General features: G+C 65.0%; 26 protein-coding genes. 16 read left to right on the top strand and 10 right to left on the bottom strand.

What is annotated here, in order from left to right; translation table 11 throughout:
* Positions 1–17: 17 nt before the first annotated feature.
* Positions 18–665 carry a TetR/AcrR family transcriptional regulator gene (locus tag N2603_RS24680; protein ID WP_260384192.1) on the bottom strand — a complete coding sequence of 216 codons (648 nt, stop codon included), beginning with the start codon at positions 663–665 and terminating at the stop codon, positions 18–20.
* Positions 666–765: 100 nt separating this feature from the next.
* On the opposite strand from N2603_RS24680, the gene N2603_RS24675 reads away from it, so the two are divergent.
* The 5 genes from N2603_RS24675 to N2603_RS24655 all read left to right on the top strand — a co-directional run bounded on the left by N2603_RS24675 (position 766) and on the right by N2603_RS24655 (position 4,334).
* Complete coding sequence (locus N2603_RS24675; protein WP_260384191.1) at positions 766–1,770, top strand: ABC transporter substrate-binding protein; 1,005 nt, start codon at positions 766–768, stop codon at positions 1,768–1,770.
* Positions 1,771–2,157: 387 nt separating this feature from the next.
* Positions 2,158–2,856 (top strand): septum site-determining protein MinC, encoded by a 699-nt coding sequence (minC, locus tag N2603_RS24670; protein ID WP_018644674.1) that lies wholly within the window; start codon positions 2,158–2,160, stop codon positions 2,854–2,856.
* Positions 2,857–2,877: 21 nt separating this feature from the next.
* Positions 2,878–3,693, top strand: coding sequence for a septum site-determining protein MinD (gene minD, locus N2603_RS24665; RefSeq protein WP_018644673.1), 816 nt, complete (start codon positions 2,878–2,880; stop codon positions 3,691–3,693).
* Positions 3,690–3,971, top strand: coding sequence for a cell division topological specificity factor MinE (gene minE / locus N2603_RS24660; RefSeq protein WP_018644672.1), 282 nt, complete (start codon positions 3,690–3,692; stop codon positions 3,969–3,971). The genes minD and minE overlap by 4 nt, the downstream gene beginning before the upstream one ends.
* 177 nt (positions 3,972–4,148) lie before the next feature.
* A complete protein-coding gene (locus N2603_RS24655; protein WP_018644671.1) occupies positions 4,149–4,334 on the top strand; it encodes a hypothetical protein in 186 nt (61 codons plus the stop codon).
* An 18-nt stretch (positions 4,335–4,352) separates the two neighbouring features.
* Here N2603_RS24655 and N2603_RS24650 read toward each other — a convergent pair whose 3' ends face one another.
* Together N2603_RS24650 and N2603_RS24645 are read right to left on the bottom strand one after the other, a co-directional pair.
* Positions 4,353–4,601, bottom strand: coding sequence for a hypothetical protein (locus tag N2603_RS24650; protein WP_260384190.1), 249 nt, complete (start codon positions 4,599–4,601; stop codon positions 4,353–4,355).
* A 144-nt stretch (positions 4,602–4,745) separates the two neighbouring features.
* The gene (locus N2603_RS24645) at positions 4,746–5,138 is read right to left on the bottom strand and encodes a hypothetical protein (protein WP_260384189.1); all 393 of its coding nucleotides are present in this window, start codon (positions 5,136–5,138) and stop codon (positions 4,746–4,748) included.
* 127 nt (positions 5,139–5,265) lie between these two features.
* Here N2603_RS24645 and N2603_RS24640 point away from each other — a divergent pair, with 127 nt between their 5' ends.
* The gene (locus tag N2603_RS24640) at positions 5,266–6,057 is read left to right on the top strand and encodes an SDR family NAD(P)-dependent oxidoreductase (protein WP_260384188.1); all 792 of its coding nucleotides are present in this window, start codon (positions 5,266–5,268) and stop codon (positions 6,055–6,057) included.
* A 55-nt stretch (positions 6,058–6,112) separates the two neighbouring features.
* Here the strand turns inward: N2603_RS24640 and N2603_RS24635 are convergent, their stop codons facing one another.
* Positions 6,113–6,343: a DUF6894 family protein gene (locus tag N2603_RS24635; protein ID WP_018644667.1), complete on the bottom strand. Its 231-nt coding sequence runs from the start codon at positions 6,341–6,343 to the stop codon at positions 6,113–6,115.
* A gap of 414 nt (positions 6,344–6,757) precedes the next feature.
* The gene (locus N2603_RS24630; protein ID WP_260384187.1) at positions 6,758–7,807 is read right to left on the bottom strand and encodes a hypothetical protein; all 1,050 of its coding nucleotides are present in this window, start codon (positions 7,805–7,807) and stop codon (positions 6,758–6,760) included.
* Between the two features lie 344 nt (positions 7,808–8,151).
* Between N2603_RS24630 and N2603_RS24625 the strand changes: the two genes are divergently transcribed.
* The 4 genes from N2603_RS24625 to N2603_RS24610 all read left to right on the top strand — a co-directional run bounded on the left by N2603_RS24625 (position 8,152) and on the right by N2603_RS24610 (position 10,340).
* Positions 8,152–8,748, top strand: coding sequence for a L,D-transpeptidase (locus N2603_RS24625; protein WP_260424244.1), 597 nt, complete (start codon positions 8,152–8,154; stop codon positions 8,746–8,748).
* A 102-nt stretch (positions 8,749–8,850) separates the two neighbouring features.
* A complete protein-coding gene (locus N2603_RS24620; protein WP_260384186.1) occupies positions 8,851–9,837 on the top strand; it encodes a hypothetical protein in 987 nt (328 codons plus the stop codon).
* 16 nt (positions 9,838–9,853) lie between these two features.
* A complete protein-coding gene (locus tag N2603_RS24615) occupies positions 9,854–10,015 on the top strand; it encodes a hypothetical protein (RefSeq protein WP_260384185.1) in 162 nt (53 codons plus the stop codon).
* Between the two features lie 109 nt (positions 10,016–10,124).
* Positions 10,125–10,340, top strand: coding sequence for a hypothetical protein (locus N2603_RS24610; protein WP_260384184.1), 216 nt, complete (start codon positions 10,125–10,127; stop codon positions 10,338–10,340).
* Here the strand turns inward: N2603_RS24610 and N2603_RS24605 are convergent.
* Both N2603_RS24605 and N2603_RS24600 read right to left on the bottom strand, forming a co-directional pair.
* Positions 10,337–10,771 carry a COG4315 family predicted lipoprotein gene (locus N2603_RS24605; protein ID WP_018644662.1) on the bottom strand — a complete coding sequence of 145 codons (435 nt, stop codon included), beginning with the start codon at positions 10,769–10,771 and terminating at the stop codon, positions 10,337–10,339. The two genes, N2603_RS24610 and N2603_RS24605, sit on opposite strands and share 4 nt — an antisense overlap.
* A 117-nt stretch (positions 10,772–10,888) precedes the next feature.
* Positions 10,889–11,344: a MarR family winged helix-turn-helix transcriptional regulator gene (locus N2603_RS24600; RefSeq protein WP_026312246.1), complete on the bottom strand. Its 456-nt coding sequence runs from the start codon at positions 11,342–11,344 to the stop codon at positions 10,889–10,891.
* A gap of 102 nt (positions 11,345–11,446) precedes the next feature.
* On the opposite strand from N2603_RS24600, the gene N2603_RS24595 reads away from it, so the two are divergent.
* From N2603_RS24595 to N2603_RS24585, 3 genes are all read left to right on the top strand, one after another.
* Positions 11,447–13,369: an FAD-binding monooxygenase gene (locus N2603_RS24595; protein WP_260384183.1), complete on the top strand. Its 1,923-nt coding sequence runs from the start codon at positions 11,447–11,449 to the stop codon at positions 13,367–13,369.
* 152 nt (positions 13,370–13,521) lie between these two features.
* The gene (locus tag N2603_RS24590; protein ID WP_260384182.1) at positions 13,522–14,604 is read left to right on the top strand and encodes an SH3 domain-containing protein; all 1,083 of its coding nucleotides are present in this window, start codon (positions 13,522–13,524) and stop codon (positions 14,602–14,604) included.
* 170 nt (positions 14,605–14,774) lie between these two features.
* Positions 14,775–15,053, top strand: coding sequence for a hypothetical protein (locus N2603_RS24585; RefSeq protein ID WP_026312244.1), 279 nt, complete (start codon positions 14,775–14,777; stop codon positions 15,051–15,053).
* Positions 15,054–15,071: 18 nt separating this feature from the next.
* Here the strand turns inward: N2603_RS24585 and N2603_RS44960 are convergent, their stop codons facing one another.
* Positions 15,072–15,191, bottom strand: a complete 120-nt coding sequence (locus N2603_RS44960; protein WP_425249006.1) for a DUF3551 domain-containing protein — start codon at positions 15,189–15,191, stop codon at positions 15,072–15,074.
* Positions 15,192–15,450: 259 nt separating this feature from the next.
* On the opposite strand from N2603_RS44960, the gene N2603_RS24575 reads away from it, so the two are divergent.
* From N2603_RS24575 to N2603_RS24565, 3 genes are all read left to right on the top strand, one after another.
* Positions 15,451–15,657 carry a hypothetical protein gene (locus N2603_RS24575; protein ID WP_018644656.1) on the top strand — a complete coding sequence of 69 codons (207 nt, stop codon included), beginning with the start codon at positions 15,451–15,453 and terminating at the stop codon, positions 15,655–15,657.
* Between the two features lie 70 nt (positions 15,658–15,727).
* The gene (locus N2603_RS24570) at positions 15,728–16,048 is read left to right on the top strand and encodes a hypothetical protein (RefSeq protein WP_260384181.1); all 321 of its coding nucleotides are present in this window, start codon (positions 15,728–15,730) and stop codon (positions 16,046–16,048) included.
* Between the two features lie 216 nt (positions 16,049–16,264).
* Positions 16,265–17,860: a hypothetical protein gene (locus N2603_RS24565; RefSeq protein WP_260384180.1), complete on the top strand. Its 1,596-nt coding sequence runs from the start codon at positions 16,265–16,267 to the stop codon at positions 17,858–17,860.
* 112 nt (positions 17,861–17,972) lie between these two features.
* Here N2603_RS24565 and N2603_RS24560 read toward each other — a convergent pair whose 3' ends face one another.
* Positions 17,973–18,542: a TetR/AcrR family transcriptional regulator gene (locus tag N2603_RS24560; protein ID WP_260384179.1), complete on the bottom strand. Its 570-nt coding sequence runs from the start codon at positions 18,540–18,542 to the stop codon at positions 17,973–17,975.
* On the bottom strand, positions 18,542–18,886 hold the full coding sequence (locus tag N2603_RS24555) for a DMT family transporter (protein ID WP_018644652.1): 345 nt from the start codon (positions 18,884–18,886) through the stop codon (positions 18,542–18,544). The genes N2603_RS24560 and N2603_RS24555 overlap by 1 nt, the downstream gene beginning before the upstream one ends.
* Positions 18,887–18,928: the final 42 nt, after the last annotated feature.

Below are 18,928 nucleotides of genomic sequence, written 5' to 3'. Positions count from 1 at the left end.
TTCAACCAGTTGGTTGATTAGGGCCGGAGCGACTGCAGCACGAGGTCGACCACATGCCGGCGCCGGGAGCGGCGCTGGGCGCGGCTCGACAGGTCCTTGCCGAAGATGGCCGACAGCGTCGGCGTGTTGGAGAAGAAGAAATAGCTGAGGCCCGCGATGGAGATGTAGAGCTGGACGGGGTCGATCCCTTTGCGGAAAAGGCCGCTGCGCACGCCTTCATGGAGGATGTGGGAGACGCTCTTGACCAGTGGCGAATGCATGGCCTCGAGCCGGGTGGAACCGCGAACGTGGCGGGCGCCGCCGCGGTTCTCGTCGTTCAGGAGCACGATGAAATCAGGGTTTGCCGCGAGGTGGTCGAACGAGGCCTCGATCAGTCGGCGGATCGCCTTGTCCGGCGGCAGGCCTTCGAGATTGAGCTTGCGCTCCTGCTCGCGGATGTCCTCATAGACCCATTCGAGCACGGCGAGGTACAGCGCGTCCTTGTCGCCGAAATAATGATAGACGAGCTGCTTGTTGACGCCGGCGCGCTCGGCGATCTCGTCGACGCGGGCACCGGCCAGGCCGTGCCGTGCGAATTCCAGGCGCGCCGCGGTGAGCAGCTTCTTGCGGGTGGCGGCGGGATCGCGCCGCTGCGGCACGGTGTCGCCAGATCGTTTTGCAGGCATTTCCAACCAAACAGTTGACAAGCGGGAGGCGGACTTGTTGCATTGGTATCCTCACAAGGGGAGAGCGACAAGCCGGGTCGCTGGCAATGAGGAGGATGCGATGAAGCGTTTTCAGGCGGCTTTTGTGGCCCTGATGCTCGGTTTGCCGGCGGTACCGGCGAGCGCAGGCGAGGCGGTCAACCTGATCCTGAACTGGACGCCGACCGCCGATCACTCGCCCTATTATTACGCCAAGGCGCTAGGTTGGTACGAGAAGGCCGGCATCGACCTCACCATCGAGACCGGCAAGGGCTCCGGCGTCTCCGCCGCCAAGGTCGGCTCCGGCGGCTCGCCCTTCGGCGTCGCCGATCTCGCCACCATGCTGGTCGCGAAAAGCAAGGGCGCCGACACCGTCGCGGTGATGAGCGTCTATGCCAATACCGGGCAGACCTTCTACTGGCTGAAGAGCTACGGCGTGAACGGCGTCAAGGACTTTGCCGGCCACAAGATCGGCAATCCGCCCGGCGATGCCTCGCGCGTGATGTGGCCGGCCTTCGCCAAGGCCGCAGGGCTCGCGCCCGATGCCGTCGGCTTCGTCAATGTCGGGCCGACCGCGAAGATCGCGGCGCTGAAGAGCCACACGGTGGATATCATCAGCGACTTCTACAACGAGCACGATCTCAAGGTGATCGAGTTCGGGCAAGATCTCGGCTACGTCAACTGGAAGGACATCGGCCTCAATCCGTACGGCAATTCGCTGATCGTCAACGGCGCGTATCTGCAGAAGAACCCGAAGCTGGTCGAGGATTTCGTGCGCGTCAGTCAGAAGGCCTTTGCAGCCTGCGTCGCCGACGCCGCGCCGTGTCTGAAGGCGCTGCTCGACCAGGTCTCCGGCCTCGACAAGGAGAACCAGGAGCGCCAGTGGGAGCGCATCAAGTTTTTGATGACGGACGAGTTCACCACCACCAAGGGGCTCGGCTGGATCGACGGCGAGCGGATGAAGAAGGACTACGAGCTGGTCCAGACCTATCTCGGCATGGAGAAGCCGTTCGACGTGACCACGGCGTTCACGACCAAGATGCTGGATCCCGCCATCAAGATGGATGCCAGCAAGGTGAAGAAGTAGGGGGCCTCGCTCTCTCCTCGTCATTGCGAGCGCAGTGAAGCAATCCAGAGTCTCTCCTCGGAGGCAGCCTGGATTGCTTCGCTGCGCTCGCAATGACGAAGTTGAGGCAGTTGCGCGCCAATCCATCACCGTCACCCTGAGGTGGCCGCTTCTTCAGCGGCCCTCGAAGGGCGACGGCCCGGCTCCCTCCGCGCGGTTGCATGGCGGCCGTGCATCCTTCGAAGCTCCCCGTCCGGTGCTTTGGACCGAACGCCTCGCACCTCAGGATGACGGGGCAAGAGCGCCGGCCGCCGCGCACGGGCCATCACCCCACGGAGAAATTAACCGGCCATTAACCAAATCCGCCGCATCGTTAACCATTCAATAACGGGGAACGAGTCGGCCGCCATGGAGGCTGCAGCAAAAGTCCAACGTCAGATGGTGCGCCTGCGCGGGCGCTCCTATGTCGCCTTTGTGTTCGTGCCGACGGTTCCGATCCAGGACTGGCTCCAGGAGATCGACGCCACCATCGCGCGGTCGCCGGGCTTCTTCGCCGGCCGGCCCGTGGTGATCGACCTGTCCTCGGTCGATCTCAGCCAGGCCGGCATCGCTCATCTGCTCACCAGCCTGCAGGACCGCAACATCCGCGTGCTCGGCATCGAGGGCGTCGAGGAGGGGCGGTTGACCCCGACGATGCCGCCGCTGCTGTCGGGCGGACGCAGCTGCGTGGTCGAGCCGACAGCGGCCAAGAAGCCTGAGGCGAAAGCCGAGACCAAGCCGACCTCGCTGCTGCTGGAGGCTCCCGTGCGCTCGGGCCAGACCGTGATCTTCCCCGAAGGCGACGTCACCATTCTCGGCTCGGTCGGATCCGGCGCCGAGGTCGTCGCCGGGGGCTCCATCCACATCTACGGCGCGCTGCGCGGGCGCGCCATGGCGGGCGTGAACGGTCACACCAGCGCGCGCATCTATTGCCAGAAGATCGAGGCTGAACTGCTTGCAATTGATGGCTTTTACCAGACTGCGGACGACATTGACGCCGCTCTGCGCGGCAAGCCGGCGCAGGCCTGGCTGCAGGGGAATACCATGCGAATTACAGCACTGAACTGACCAGCAAAGGAGACATTTCAGATGAGTAAGGTACTGGTCGTGACATCAGGCAAGGGCGGGGTCGGCAAGACCACGACGACCGCCGCGCTGGGAGCTGCACTGGCGCAGCGCGGCGACAAGGTCGTCGTCGTCGATTTCGACGTCGGCCTGCGCAACCTCGATCTCGTGATGGGCGCCGAACGCCGCGTCGTGTTCGACCTCATCAACGTGGTGCAGGGCGTCGCAAAGCTGCCGCAGGCCCTGATCAAGGACAAGCGGCTGGAGAACCTCTGGCTGCTGCCGGCTTCGCAAACCCGCGACAAGGACGCGCTGACGGAAGAGGGCGTCGGCAAGGTCATCGCCGATCTGCGCAGCCGCTTCGACTGGGTGATCTGCGACAGCCCGGCGGGCATCGAGCGCGGCGCCTCCATGGCGATGCGCTTTGCGGATGAAGCCGTGATCGTCACCAATCCCGAAGTGTCCTCGGTGCGCGATTCCGACCGCATCATCGGCATGCTCGATTCCAAGACCGTGCGGGCCGAGAAGGGCGAGCGGGTCGAGAAGCACATCCTCATCACCCGCTACGATCCCTCGCGCGCCGCGCGCGGCGAGATGCTGACCATCGACGACATCCTCGAGATCCTCGCAACGCCCTTGCTCGGCATCATTCCCGAGAGCCAGGACGTGCTGAAGGCCTCCAACGTCGGCACGCCGGTGACCCTGTCGAACGCGGATGGAGCGCCGGCGCGGGCCTATATGGACGCGGCCAAGCGCCTCTGCGGCGAGAACGTGACGATGCACGTTCCCGCCGAGCGCAGAGGTCTGATGGATCGTCTGCTGCGACGGAGGGCTGCATGAGCATGGGTCTGCTTCGACTTCTCCGCGGCAACAAGGCCTCGGCACCGGTCGCGCGCGAACGGTTGCAGATCCTGCTTGCCCATGAGCGCGGTATGCGCGGCCAGCCCGATCTGCTCGGTGTGCTGCGTGAGGAAATTCTCGCCGTCGTGTCCAAGCATGTGACGCTGGACCCGACCAAGGTCATCGTCCGGCTCGAGCGCGGCGACGAGGTCTCGACCCTCGAGGTCGATATCGAGGTGCCCAACGACATCGAGCGCAAGAAAGTGGCGGTCGCGTAGGGGACGCGGCCGACGACCCGCAGTTTTGGGGTGGGTGAGAAGGCGGTCCGCCGGGCATGGCGGGCCGCCTTTGTCGTGTGGCGGTATGGACGGAACGGGGCCCGGGACTCCGTCGTTTTAGGAAATGCGCGGGGGTGATCGAGCCAGCTCCGTGGTTCGTCAAACGGGAGAGCGTCCATGATATCCGAGGTCCAGGTCCATACCATTGCACGGCAGATGCTCGAAAAGCACGGTTTTGCTGCGATTGCGAAGGCCGCGGAGCAGGCCCAGGCCTGTGAGGGTCGCGGCGAGGCCGACGAGGCCAAGGAGTGGCGCCACATCGAGGCCGCCATGAAGATCATGCGCGGTCCCACCCAGGGCTGACCGCGGAAACGGGAGCGCTCAGCGCTCCTCGCGATCCGTTCCCTGTGCAGGGGCGCGGTGTTGCGTCTGCGGCTGGCCGCGTTCGCCGGTTTCCTTGCAGGGGAGCTGTTCCCACGTTCCGTCCGGCGCCTGCTGATAGGCGCTACAGGACGACGATGTCGACTTGTCCTCGCTTTTCTGGGTGTCGGAATTCTTCGCCAGCGCCGGGGCAGTCAGCGCGGAGCCGGCCATGAGAGCTCCGGCGAAAATGAGATAGGCAATCCGCATGGGGTTCTCCTGTTCAAGGAAGCGCATGCTGGCGATGATTGTGACGATTATTTGCCGGCGCGGCGGTTCCGCCGCGCGATGCTTAACGTCTCGAAGACGCGTGCCTTTGGCGCGGACCGGTGTCCACCTCGCGCGAAAATGATTCTAGCCGCCCTTGCTGCGGATCAAGCCGGCGAGGTTGGTCTTCTGCGCGTCGCACCAGCCGGGCATGCCGAGGCGGCGCTGGTCCATGTCGGTGGCCTGCGTCGCGACCGCGACCTCGGCCATCAGATCATCGTCCTGCTTCTCGCCCATCTTGCCGCCGGTGTGCATCCAGGCGATTGCCTTGCGCACCTTCTCGGTGGTGCCGTCGGGCAGCTGCATCTGCTGCGCCTTCTGCACGAGGTCCTGATAGACGAGATCGGTGCCGGGACATTCGACCTTGGCGGCGAAGGCCTGCAAGACCATCGTCACGTAGGTCGCGCGCGGCGGCGCGTCGCCCGCCTGGGCCGGCGCGGCAAGCAGCAAAAGGCCCGTCATCAGAAAACCAGTGCGCATCCTTGGTACCTCCTCGATTTTTGGGGGAGGCTAGCGTCCGGCGCGCCGCTCCGCAATGGTGCCGGGGCGCAATTGTCGCGCCGCGTTGCGGCGCGCTAGATTGGCGGCAGAGGACCCGGAGAGCGACATGAGCCTGTTCAGTGCGCCGTTCGATCCCGCAACCGACACGGCGCTTGTCACCGGCGCGGGCAACGGCATCGGCCGCGCGATCGCGCAGGCCCTGGTCTGTGAGGGCGTCCGAACCGTGTTTGCCGATATCAGCGCGGAACGGGTGAGTGCCGCGATCAGCGCAAGTGTGAGGCCTGAGCTGGCGGTGCCCTGGGTCGGCGATCTCGCCGGGCTGGACGCCTGCGATGCGCTGCTTGCCGCCTCTCACGCCGCGCTGGGCGAGGTCTCGCATTTCGTGCACAGCGCCTCGCCGCCGCGGCGCGAGGCTGATCACGCGCTCGCGGTCGATCGCAGGACCTGGCAGGAGATGCACGCCGTCAATCTCGATGCCGGCTTTCATCTGGCGCGCGAGATCGCAAAGCGGCTGATCGCAGCGAAGCGGGCCGGCTCGTTCCTGTTCCTCACCTCGCTGCACGCGGGCACGCCGCGCAACCTGCCGCATTACTCGACGGCGAAGGCGGGAATGGCGATGCTGGTGAAGGAACTGGCGAAGACTTTCGGGCGGCACAACATCCGCGTCAATGCGCTGGTGCCGGGTGCAATCGCAGCGGGCGGGTTCGTAGCGGACGCGTCCCTGGCGAGACACATTCCGCTCGGGCGTCTCGGCGCGGCGAATGACCTCGCGCCGATGGCGCTTACGGTGCTGTCGAATAAGCTCTCAGGTTACGTCACCGGCGCGGCCTTCGTCGTCGACGGCGGATTGTCGCTGACGAACTGGTTCGAAGCGCCCGCTCTCGACACTCTTTCTTGACGCGTTTTCTTTACGCGAACCGGCGTCCACTTCGCTCGAAAACGCTATGGCCTAGCTAGCGCTGCCAGGCCGGCACGGGATCGAGCGGCGTGCGATAGACCTCGTTGTCATCGCGGTCGGTGACCCGCACCGCGCAGCCCTTCTGCTGCAGCTCCGGCTTCACCTGCGACAGCTCGCAGGCGAGCTGATCGGCGCGATCGGAGGCAACCTCGATGTCCTCGAGGATGATTCCGCCCTGGTTCTTGAACTCTTTACCAACCACTAGATCGAAGGAGTAGTACGGCATCTGAAGTCCCCCGGTGTGACGACCCAAGTCTCAGTTGCGAGTCCTGAAAACAAGTCTTGAAAACAAGTCTTCAGCGGAAGTCCCGACACGTCTTGGATAGTACCACTGAGTCGATCTTTATCGAATGAACAAGCCGCACAATCTCTGTGCCTATGGCGCAGAAATGATGTGCAGCGCGCGAGCCCGGTAAGGTTTTATTAAATATGTTGGCGCGATCATAAGGCATGGAATTGCAACAGAACCGGGCTCCGGGAACCGGCAGTTGCAAGAGAAGGCCGGCGGCATAAATCCCGACGGCCTTTTCTCATGATGGATGACGATCGTAGCATCGCTTCCCGTAGTAACCCGGACTCAACGCATCACATCGACTCGGACAGCGTTCGTGACGTTGTTGCTCCAAGGCGCGATGAGATTTTAGCGCAGCGGCATCGGCGGACGCACGACCGGTCCATCGTCATCGGCAACCGCTTGCGTCGTCGCGACCGGTGCAGCCGGCGGCGCGGCTGCGGCAGCTTGCGACGGTGGCGGTGCGAGCGGCGCCGGTGAATAGGCCGGCATGTAGGTGTGCGACACGACCGGCTTCGGCTTGCGAACCGGCGGCGGCGTTGGAGCCGGCGCGCGCGGCGGCAGCGCGGACACGCGTGCGCGCGGATCGACGGGCGGCTTCGCTTCGACGACCGGCTTCGGTGCAGGCGGCTTCGCCATCTCGCGTGCCATCTGCTCCTGGCCGGCCTTCAGCTCGGCGATGTTGGCCTTGAGTGTTTCGATCTGCTGCGCCATGGCCGCGAGATCTCGCGTCATCGATTGTACCGACTGTGCTGCGTCGGTCGGTGTTGCCGCGGGCGCGGCTGCTGCAACCTGAACTGCAGGCGGACTAGCAGGTTGATCGGCCGCAGCTTGCGCCGCAGGTTGATCGACCGGTTGATCCGTCGCGGCTTGCGCCGTAGGCGGGACCGCCTGCGCGGCGGCGACTTGTGCAGTCTGCGACGCCGAAGGCAGCAGCGAGGTCAAGACCGGTGTCCACTCGGCGAGCATCTGTTTGGCGGTATCGCCGTGCTTCTCCCAGGCAACCGTGGCAGCCGCGCTGCCGCCGGCAAACAGGAATGTGAGAAAGGCGCCGCGCAGCCACTTGCCGGCAGCGGAACGTTTGGGCCGGCCGGGACCATCGCCGGCCGCGACGCGCACGGCGGTGTCGACCGAGGGCGCTGCCGCAGGCAGCTCCAGGACGGGACTGAACTTCGGCTCAGGACTGAACTTCGGCTCGGGACCGGCTTTGGGCTCCGGGGCGAATTTCGGCTCAGGGCGGGGCGTGATGTCAGGCGCCAGTGCCGGCGCCGCGCTGATGGGGCGCGAGGCCATCACGATCTCGGGCGAGATCTGAATCGCATCGTGCGGATCGTTGTCCTTGACCGTGTCCTTCACGATCTCATCGACGATCTGCTTGCTGTTCAACGTTGCGAGCATCGCAGCTCCTTCGAAGCCTTCGTCGTTTCGCATTGGCGCGAGCCGATCTGTTGAGGTGAGCCCCATCCAACCTGGTGTGCCCGGGCAGATGACGCACGAGTCCAGCCGGGTTTGACCAAAGCAAGGCGAGGGCATGGAGATGATGCGACGCTCCTCCGCCGTTTGTGGTGATGGAACCCGGCCGATCGAACACGCGCAATTGTTCCGGCTTGCCTTGTTTTCAGCACGATTTGGGCAGCATCTAGCGGTGCTGGGGGTGCTGCTATTCCGCTATCGGGGGGCCGGTGGTGCCAAAATCTGTTCTCGCTTTCTTCGTCGTTGCCTTGCTGCCGCTGGGCGGTTGCATGCAGACGACGCTTTCGCCGTCGACCGACGCGAGCATGACGCCGCGCGACCGGCAGTTGCTCGCGCACACGCCTTACGCCCAGGCCAGCGTGCCCGAGCAGTATTTGCGTCACATCGTCGATTATCCGCGCAAGGAGATGCCGGGCACGATCCTGGTCGATACCGACGCGCGCTACCTCTATTTCGTGCTGGCCGACGGCAAGGCGATCCGCTACGGCGTCGCAGTCGGTGAGGAGGCGATGGCCTTCTCCGGCGTCGCGCGCGTCGGCCGCCTCGCGGAATGGCCCGACTGGGTGCCGACGGCGGACATCCAGGCGCGGCTTGGACCCTATCCGGCGCGCGTGCCCGGTGGTCCCGCCAATCCGCTCGGCGCCCGGGGCATCTATCTCTATGTCGGCAACAAGGACACGCTCTACCGCATCCACGGCACCAACCAGCCCGAATATATCGGGCAGGCGATCTCGTCGGGCTGCATCCGAATGCGCAACGAGGACGTGATCGATCTCTACGACCGGGTGAAGCTCAATTCGACCGTCGTGGTGCTGCCGCCCGGACAGAATGCGCAGGCCGGACCAGGCGCGCGCTGGCGCGGATAGGGCGTTCGGGCGAGGAGCGCTGCTTGCCGACAATTTTATCCATTGTCTTGCCCGAGCCGTAACGCTTCGCGTCTAGCGTGCAGCGAGCAAGGGGTTGCTCGCATGTATCTCGTCAAGAATTCGCCGCGCGCACTGTTGGCCGCGCTGATTCCGCTCGCCATCGTCGAAGCTGTGCTGATGGTCTTTGCCATCGCGGGCGGGCAGGTGACCGATCCCGCAGGCACACCGGCGCCGGACCAGATCCTGGTGCTCTTCGCAGGCCGCATGGCCATCAATGCGGCCTTCCTGTTTGCCGGGCACGTCGTGCTGCGGCAATGGACAATCTCGAGCCGGCTCGCCTATGGGCTGATGGGCGGCGTCATGGCCGCGGCGAGTTACGCCATTGCCATCCGCAACCACATCCAGCTGGCCGCACCCGGCGACGGTACGGTGGTGACGATCGGTCTGTTGCCGACGATCGCGGGAATGATCGGCGGATTCCTCTATGGCCAATTTGCCGGTCTCAGTCCGGTGGCGCGCGCGACCGGCGTGGCCGCCGCCGCTGATGCACCGGCAGTGCCGCCGCCAATCGTATTCGACGGACCGGTCCGGGTCCGCACGTCGATCGCCGGCATCGCGATCGCGGCCCTGATGCCGACGGTGCTCGCAACGCTGCTGCCCTACACGCTGGTGCCGCTCCTGATGAACGGTTTCGCAGACAAGAGCACTGCTCATATCTTCGCGGCCGTGATCCCGGCGCAAACCTTCATGGTCATGATGGTGGTCTCGGTTATTCCTTCGAGCATCTTCATGCTCTGCGTGCATCACGTTGCGCGGGCCATGAGCCGCCGCAGCGCGTGGGAATACGCGGCGATCGGAGGCGTGACGGCGCTCGCCTGCGTGCTGCTGCTGGTACTGGTCGTGCCGATCCTCGCTGCTCTCCTGCTGCCGGCGGCATTTTGCGGCGCCATCATGGGCGCGCTCTATCGCCGCTTCGCCGGCCTCGAGCCGGTGCCGTTGCCGGAAGTGGTGATCGCGACCGATCCGAACGCGCTGGTCGGCGCCGACCATCCGTCGCGACGCCAGCACGGCGTCATCCTCAGCAACTGATCGCCAGGACGGAAACATGAAAGAGATTGCGGCGCTCGGTGCGGGAATGGTGATCGCGGCCGTGGCAGCGGCCTGGCTCATGACCGGACCCGTGGTGGTCAACGCAGAACTCAAGCCGCTGCAGGCAAGCGCGAACATGCCGGTGTTCAAGCCGGTGCCGTCGGAGCTTGCGCGCTAGGACGCTGACAACGATCACATCGTTTTGAAGCGGTGACGGGTGAACGGCTTCACAGCCGATCGGCTCCGACTGCGCTATGCCTTGATGGCTCGTTGCCATTGGAGGCATCATGCAAAAATACTTTGATCCATTGAATGAGAACGACCGCCGCATTGTGCGGAAATGGCGCCTGGCCACGTTCGGTTTTTATGGCTCCATCCTGGCCGGAATGGTCCTGTACGTCGCGCTGCACTGGAATCCGGAGGTCAATTATGCCTCGGCCGATTCCGCAGCACACGCGAAGCTCATGGGCAGGCCCGACGGACTCGCGCCGTTCTCGCCCTAGTTTTCAGGCCGCGCGACGTGCCACTGCAGGGTCGTGGCCGTGCCGTTGGCGTCGCCCGGCGCCTTGTCGGCCGGCGAGGTGTAGAGCGGGCGGTAGCGGTACGCCCACATCTTGCTGCCGTCGTTGCGGTTGATCACGGTGAAGTCGCCGACGGCCTTGGCGTCGGCGGTTGCGGCCAGCGGCACCCAGGTCTCGGTGCACTTGCCGTTGCAGTTCGATGTCTTGCCGGTGGTGTCGCGCTCGTAGGTGTAGAGGGTCATGCCCTTGAGATCGACCAGCTTCGGGCCCTGCTTGGTCAGGACTACCTTGGCCGGTGCGGTCGTCGCTTCGGGCTTGGGCGGAGGAGGGGCATCGCCGCCGCCATGGCCGTTCGCGAGCGCAGGGACGGCCGAGAGCGCGATGGCCGCCGCGACGATGATGAACCTGGACATCCAAAACTCCCGAACGGCAAAGTTAATCGCGCGTTAAGCGCCGAATGGGGCCGACCGTAGCAGCCGAAGGTTAGTTCCAGGTTTCGCCGCACTGCGACGATTACGTACAAAATTGGCTCACTCGCGCAGTGGGGCGCGGCTGAGCTCGTTGCCGGCGGCGATCGCCTTGCGCAGGAGCCGCATCAGCTCCTCGCCTTCCTTCGCGCTGAGGCCGCGCAGCATGATGCGCTGCGCGGACTCGACTGCCGGCGTGATCTTGCGCAGCGCGCGCCGGCCCTCGTCGGTGATCTCGAGTTCGCGGGCCCGGCGGTCGCGGGGACTGGCACGGCGCTCGATGAGATCCTTCTGCACCAGGCGATCGATCACGCCGGTGATGGTGGTGCGGTCATAGGCGATCAGGCCTGCGAGCGTCACCTGGTCGAGCCCCGGATTGGCCTTGATGGTCGCGAGTGCGGCGTATTGCACCGGTGTGAGGTCGAAGCCGGCATCCCCGACCTCGGCCAGGAACACCGCCACCGCGATCTGCTGGAACCGGCGCGCCAGATGCCCGGGCATGTCATTGTTGTCTTTCACCGAATTCTCCTTGAGCGCAGGGACGGTGCGGATCATTGACAAGTATACTGATAGTCAGCATACTGAGCAATATCGAAGAAGACGTTGACGGGAGAGGTGCTCATGCAATTCCATCTCAATGGATTTCAGCCTGGAGACCCCGAGATCGCCGATCCCGCCGAGCGCGTTCAGGCCCCGGGCGCAGCGGGCGCCGTGTCTGACGAGGTCGATGTCCTCATCGTCGGCTGCGGGCCCGCGGGCCTTACGCTCGCCGCACAGCTCGCGCAATTCCCCGATATCAAGACCTGTATCGTCGAGCAGAAGCCGGGCCGGCTGCTGGTCGGGCAGGCCGACGGCATCGCCTGCCGCACCATGGAGATGTTCCACGCCTATGGCTTCAGCGAGCGCGTGCTGAAGGAGGCGTATTGGGTCAACGAGACGACGTTCTGGAAGCCGGATGAGCGCATGCCGGAGACAATCGTCCGCAGCGGAAGGGTGCAGGACGTCGAGGACGGGCTGTCTGAATTCCCGCACCTCATCCTCAACCAGGCACGCATCCATGACGGCTTTCTCGACATCATGCGCAAGGCGCCCGGCAAGCTCGAGCCCTATTACAGTCGCCGCCTGATCGACCTCGAGGTCGATCCGGCCGCAGGTCCTGCCGACCATGCCGTGACCGTGCGGCTCGAACGCGTCGATGCCGGAAACGAGGGTAGGGTCGAGACGATCAGGGCGCGCTATGTCGTCGGCTGCGACGGCGCGCGCAGCACGGTGCGCAAATCGATCGGCCGGGAGCTGCACGGCGATTCCGCCAACCATGCCTGGGGCGTGATGGACGTGCTGGCGGTGACCGATTTTCCCGACATCCGCTTCAAGTCCCTGATCCAGTCGGCGAAGGACGGCAGCCTGCTGATCATTCCGCGCGAAGGCGGCTACATGGTTCGCATCTATGTCGAGCTCGCCAAGCTCGATGTCGGCGAGCGCGTTGCCAATCGCAACATCACCGCCGAGGACGTGATCGCGAAAGCGCAGCGGATCTTGAAGCCGCATAGGCTTGACGTGAAGGAGATCGCCTGGTGGTCGGTCTACGAGATCGGCCAGCGCCTGACCGACAAGTTCGACGACGTGCCGGAGGCGGAGATCGCCTCGCGCCTGCCGCGCATCTTCATCGCCGGCGATGCCTGCCACACCCACAGCCCGAAGGCCGGGCAGGGCATGAACGTCTCGATGCAGGACGTCTTCAATCTCGGCTGGAAGCTCGCCGCTGTTCTGCGCAGGCAATGTGCGCCGGGACTGCTGCATTCCTATTCGGCGGAGCGGCAGGCGGTTGCGAAGGAGCTGATCGATTTCGATCGGGAATGGTCCGGGATTCTCGCTTCGGCCGCCAAGGCCGGCGGCGCGGATGCAGCCAGGACGCAGGACTATTTCGTCCGGCACGGCCGCTACACGGCCGGTACCGCGACGCATTACAAGCCTTCGGTTCTCACCGGCGCGACGTCACATCAGCACCTCGCCGAAGGTCTCGTGATCGGCAAGCGCTTCCATTCCGCACCGGTGATCCGGCTTGCGGATGCCAAGCCGGTGCATCTCGGCCACGCCGCGCAGGCGGATGGCCGCTTCCGCATCTACGCGTTCTCGCCCGCCGAGAATCCCGCCGCGTCGGGCTCGGCCATTCGTGCCTTGTGCAATTTTCTCACGGAGACGAGGCAGTCGCCGGTCCGGCGATACACGCCTGCTGGCGCCGACACCGACAGCGTGATCGATCTGCGCGCGGTGTTTCAGCAGGAGCATCGCGAGCTCGCCGTCGAGGCGATGCCGCCGCTGCTGCTCCCGCGCAAGGGGCGCTATGGCCTGATCGACTACGAGAAGATGTTCTGTCCGGATCTCAAGAGCGGCCACGATGTTTTTGCAATGCGCGGCATCGACCGGCCGGCCGGCTGCATGGTCGTGGTGCGGCCGGACCAGTATGTCGCGAGCGTGCTGCCGCTCGACGACTTTGCCGGGCTTGCCGCGTTTTTCGACGCCTTCATGCTGCCGGCGAACTGACGCCGCGATCGCAACGGTCGCCGGACCGATGAATGGCGGATGAATATTGAACTCCGCGCGGGGCGTGCCCTCAATCTTTCGGCTGCTGCGATGATAACACGCGGAACGCTCGTTCCGCCTGCGCGTTCCGTCTCGCAGAGGAGGAGCACGCCATGAAACTCAGAAGCATTTTGGTTGCAGCATTGCTGCTTGCCCCGACGGCCGCGCTGGCCGCACCGGGCATCGTCACCGTCTCGACCGGCCTGCGCGCCGGCCCGGGCTCCGGCTTTCCCCTGGTCGATCGCGTCCCCGGGGGCGCTCGCGTCAACATCCATGGCTGCCTGCGCGGCAATGCCTGGTGCGACGTGAGCTTCTCCGACGATCGCGGCTGGGTATCGTCGCAATATCTCGAATATCTCTACCGCAATCACTACGTCTATCTCCCCGACTATGTCGACGTGATCGACGTGCCCGTCGTCCCGTTCGTGCTGACCTCGTACTGGTCGAGCTATTACGAGGGGCGACCCTGGTATCGCCGCCACGCCTACTGGAATAATTACTGGACCTCGCATCAGAGCTTGGCGACGCGGATGACGATCGACCCGGGCGCAGCCCGTATCGGTCGTGCGGCAACGCGTGACGCGGCCATCGCACTGGAACGCGAAGGCGTGCGTGGCAGGGGTGCTGCCGCGATCTCCGGACGTGACGCTGTGACCTCACGGCGCGATGGCGCGATCACGAAGCGTGACGCTGCGATCGCCACGCGCGACGCTGCGATCGCGAAGCGCGACGCCGCGATCACGACAAAGCGTGACGCGGCGATCACGACAAAGCGTGACGCGGCGATCACGAAACGCGACGCAGCGGTTGCTGCCGACCGGATGCGTGCCGGACGGAGCGAGCGCATCGCGCATGAGCGGACCAACGTGCAGACTCGCAATCCGCGCGATGCTCAGGCGCGCATGATGCGCGAACAGGCCGCGAGCCGCGCCGCGGTGCGTGCCCAGCCGACGCCACGTGCGCATGAAGCACCGCGTGTGTCGGCTGCACCTGCGGCACGGCCCGCGACGCCGCATGTCGCGCAGCCGAATGCGAGCCACGGTGCGCCGATGAATGCCCGTGCGCAGATGCCGGCGCCGCGTGCCGCTGCGCCTGCAGCGCCGCATGGCGGTGGCGGCGCTCCGCGCATCAATGCCGCGCCACATGGTGGCGGTGGCCCGGCCGGCGGCCCCGGCGGCGGTCACGAGAAGCGCTAGCAAGCCCAAAGGAAAGCCCGGCCCTCGCGCCGGGCTTTCTGCTGATTTGATACGGGTTCCCTGCGCGTACAATTTAAGAAAGTTCTTCGCCGGCAGATTTCATCGATCGTAAGATGTGTACCCAAAGATGTAAGCATCCACTCGGGGCAGCGGGGCACGGGAGGATGACGATGAGACAGAGCCAGGCGGAGACGCGCCGCCAGAATGTCGCGAAGCGGTCGATGACCAAAGAGGCCAAGCAGCTGGCCGGCCTGATCGCCGGACTGCGCAAATCCCTCGATGGGATTCACAAGGAACGGATGAGCACAAAGCTGACCGGTGCCGAGATGGGCATGCTCGACGAGCGCCGCAACAATCTGCTGCTCACCATCGCAGCCCTCGACGACCGTCTCTCGGCGGTGCAGGGGCTGATCGATCTCGGCCGTCCCCACATCATCCGCGTCCACTGATCGGGCGAGGATTTAAGGCTATCGGTTTCGTCGCGGCGGCGACGGGGCCAGGCCTTGCTGCCTGCTCTGGGCGGCGTGGGGATTGACGTAGCACTGCGCGGACTGGCCGGAGGCCGTCGCGGCGCACTGCGCGATCATCGTGAAACTGCAATCGATATTGCTGCCGTCGATGGTGTAGACCTCGATGCAGACGGGTAGCGCGAATCGTAGGTCTACGCCGCTGCCGGCGCGCCAGTCGAAGCGATGCCGAGCAAGCCCGCGACCAGCTGAATCGCATTCATGATCGGGCGCACGATCAGCCTCCGTCGGACGCCAAGCACAATGCTGCCTGCGGATGGCACCAAATTGCCACGCTCCCGGCGAATTGCCGCCAAAGCCCGCTGCCACGAGGGGGCGGGTGCAGGGCAACGCAAGGGGATGCGCATTGGCCTACAAAATGGTCGCAGAACGCGACAATGCGAAGTACAGTTTTGCCCGCGAGAGCCGGCTACTCATCGTGGCGAAGGCAAAAGTGTGGGCGAGCGAGGGCTGGCAGGTCGTGATCACCGACCAGGACGGCAAGGCCTATGCGCCATCCGAATTCGATCAGTTGCTGGCGGCGTGACCGCGGGACGGGCTGGGGGACGACATTGATATCGCTATTCCGACCGGGGCGCGGTTTGATCGCGCCCCTTATGATTTTTGCTGCGGCCGCCGCACTGACGGCGACGGTTGCCTCCGCGCAAAACCTCGATGCCGGCAAGTCGCCCGAGAAGCTGTTTGCCGACGGTTGCGCGACCTGCCACCGCAGCCCGCGCGGCCTTGCCAAGGGGCGCTTCAGCCTGACGCTGTCCTGGTTCCTGAAGGACCATTACGCGACCAGTTCCGACTCCGCCAAGGCGCTCGCCGCGTATCTGGAGTCGGTCGATGCGCCGCCGCCGCGGGCCGCGGCCAAGCCTGGTGCAAAGCCGTCCAAGTCCGCGCCACGTCCGCCCAAGCCAGTGCAGAGCCACTAGGCACGGCCAGAGACGATCCCGCGCGATTGGGATTGCAATCTCAATTACAAATAGAATGAGATTGTCTGTGCTGCCATGAGATGGTATTAAACCTGAAGTAGTTTAAGTCTATCAAGCAACCGACATCCCGTCGGACCTGTCTCGGGATTCGGTCGCACATCACATTTGAGCTCGGCGAGGGCGGGGCGGTTGAGCTGGCATCCGTGAGGACCTCCCATGAAGCATTGGCAGTCTTTGGCCCTGACGTCGCTCGCGTTCGCTGCGGCGATGCTGGCAGCGCCGTTGCGGCCGGCCGCGCAGTCGCCGCAAGCGGCGCCGCCCTATATTCCGCAGGCCAAGTTCTGCGCCAACGGCACCGGCGGGCTGTGCTCCATCGTGCCGGCCTATATCGGCCCCGATCCGGGCCTTGCAGAAACACAGGGGTATAACGGCCTTTACGGCCAGCCGCCGCAAAGCGAGAAGGCGGACGTGCAGTCGCCGTTCGACAACATGGCCTGGCAGATGTTCGTCGCACTCAACTGGGTGGCGAGCGGCGTCAAGGAGCCGCCAGCACAGGGACTGACGCAGCCAGGCCGGCGGGTCTGGCAGACCTATCCGACGGTCTCTTCGCTGTTCGGCAACGCGCCAGTCATCGCCGGCTGCCCGCAGGCGCTGCCGCTTCCGATCTTCCATATCGGCTCGAACGGCAAGGGCCAGCCGATGCCGAACAATGAAGAATATCTGCAGGCCGCAACCAACAAGCCGCTGATCGACGTCAACGGCAACTGGACGCTGTTCGAGCGGCGCGTCAACGAGATCGAGGCGCAATATCTGCGCGCGCCCGGCGGACAGAAGTCGCAGACGCTGACGACGAGGGCGGGCCAGCAAGAGTTCATCAAGAAAAATCCTGGCGGCGCCGACTTCACGTCGTCGGCCACGGTCCCTGATGGCACCACCGGTTCGATCGAGATCAAGGCCTCCTGGCGCATCCTCGATCCGTCCAAGGACGATCCGTCAAAGTTCTTCACCCAGAACATCCTGCTTGCGGTGTCAGGCGATCTGGTGCGCGACGGCCGTCCGTTCTGTCGCAGCGAGCGGGTGGGGCTCGTCGGCATGCACATCCTCCAGCGCAATCCGCTGGACAAGACCAATCCGGCGCTGCGGCCGCAATGGATCTGGGCGACGTTCGAGCATGTCGACAACGCGCCGCTCGCGAACGCGCCCTGCAACGTCGCGGATGGCTGCGGCACCGACAAGGCCACGAACTGGATCAACCAGCCGAGCTGCGGGCCCGCGAGTCCCGCCCCGGGCGCGCATTTCTCGTTCTTCAACACCGGCGCGCCGTCGAGCCTCGGCACCAATATCTCGCCGCAATCGCCCGGCGTCAGCAAGACGTCCTTCCCCTGGAATCCGCGCAAGCCTTATGCGCAAGGCGGCACCACCAGTGCAACCGCGCAGCCGCAGGCCGTGCGCTGCTGGAGGATTTATCCGACAACAAGCACCCTCAACGAGCAATGGCGGATGGCGCTCGGCTCGCTTAAGAGCGTGTTCGGGAATTACATGCTGGTCGGCACGCAATGGGGCGGCAATGTCGAACCTCCGACGCCGCCAAATCCGATTCCATCCAACGCCGTGCCGGGCATGCTGTCCAACATGACACTCGAGACCTACATCCAGAATTATCTGAGCAATGGTCCCGCGGGTCCGGGCTCATGCGTCAGCTGCCACAACTTCGCGACGCTGGTCGATGGCAAGACCTCTGCGAATTTCAGCTTCCTGCCGGGGATCGTGGAACCGGCATCGCTGCGCGCGAAGATCAGGACGGCGCCGTGAGGTGACCAGTAGCCCGGATGGAGCGCAGCGCAATCCGGGATTGGTGGTTACGGAAAGACTGTCCCGGATTACGCTGCGCTCCATCCGGGCTACGGAGGGTAGAACAGAGCCGCTACGCGCGCCGATGGGTCTGCGCGATCAGCCGGTCGTGCACGGCGCGCAAGTCGGCGCTCATGCGGGTCTGCCCGGTCGTGACAAAGGTCAGCCAGGCGCCGTCGGCGGCGAGGCGCACGATCTGCAGCTCGGGCGTGCCGTCGGTTGCGCGGTGGCGCTTGAGGCGCGCCTTCATCCAGTCGTTCCAGAGCTGGCGCAGCGACGGATCGGTCACGACGACCATGCTCAGCGCCGCCCATGGCGTGGTGAAGCCGAAGGCCTTGCCGGTGAACACGGCGTTCACATAGGCGCGCGTAAAACTGCCGCGCGGCTTTGGATCGGCTTCGATGGCGGCGTCGATCTCGGCATCGACGCGGGCGAGCAGGTCGGCGAACAGGCCCTCGATCAGGGCCTGCTTGCTGCCGAAGTGGTGAAACAGTCCGCCCTTGGTGACCCCGGCCGCCCCCGCCACCGCCTGCACTGTGACGCCGGCGACCCCATGGTCCGTGGCAATGGCCGCGGCGTGATCGAGCAGGGCGCGCCGCACCTGTTCGGGCTGCTTGGCGCGGGTATAGGCGTTTCCCGGCATCAATGCACCGTCGTCTCCGAGAACAGGTTGATGATCACGACCCCCGATACGATCAAGCCGATGCCGACGAAGGCTGCAGCGTCCAGCATCTGCCGGAACAGCACGAAGGAGACGGTTGCGGTCAGGATGATGCCGACGCCGCCCCATATCGCATAGGCGATGCTCAAGGGGATCACCCGGATCGCGACCGACAGCGCATAAAACGAGGCGACGTAGAACAGCACCATGGCGAGCGTCGGCCACGGCCGCGTGAACTGCGCGGACTGCTGCAGGAAGGCGGACGCGGTGACCTCGAAGACGATGGCGAGGGCAAGCGCTGCATAGGCGTTGAAGGCGGAGGTCATATCTGGCTCGGGCATGGCGGCGGGGAAAGATACCGCGCGGTA

The organism is Bradyrhizobium huanghuaihaiense, assembly GCF_025200885.1.
Lineage (GTDB): Bacteria > Pseudomonadota > Alphaproteobacteria > Rhizobiales > Xanthobacteraceae > Bradyrhizobium > Bradyrhizobium huanghuaihaiense.
The sequence above is the reverse complement of the archived record's forward strand: the minus strand, read 5'-3'. Positions and strand labels throughout refer to the sequence as shown.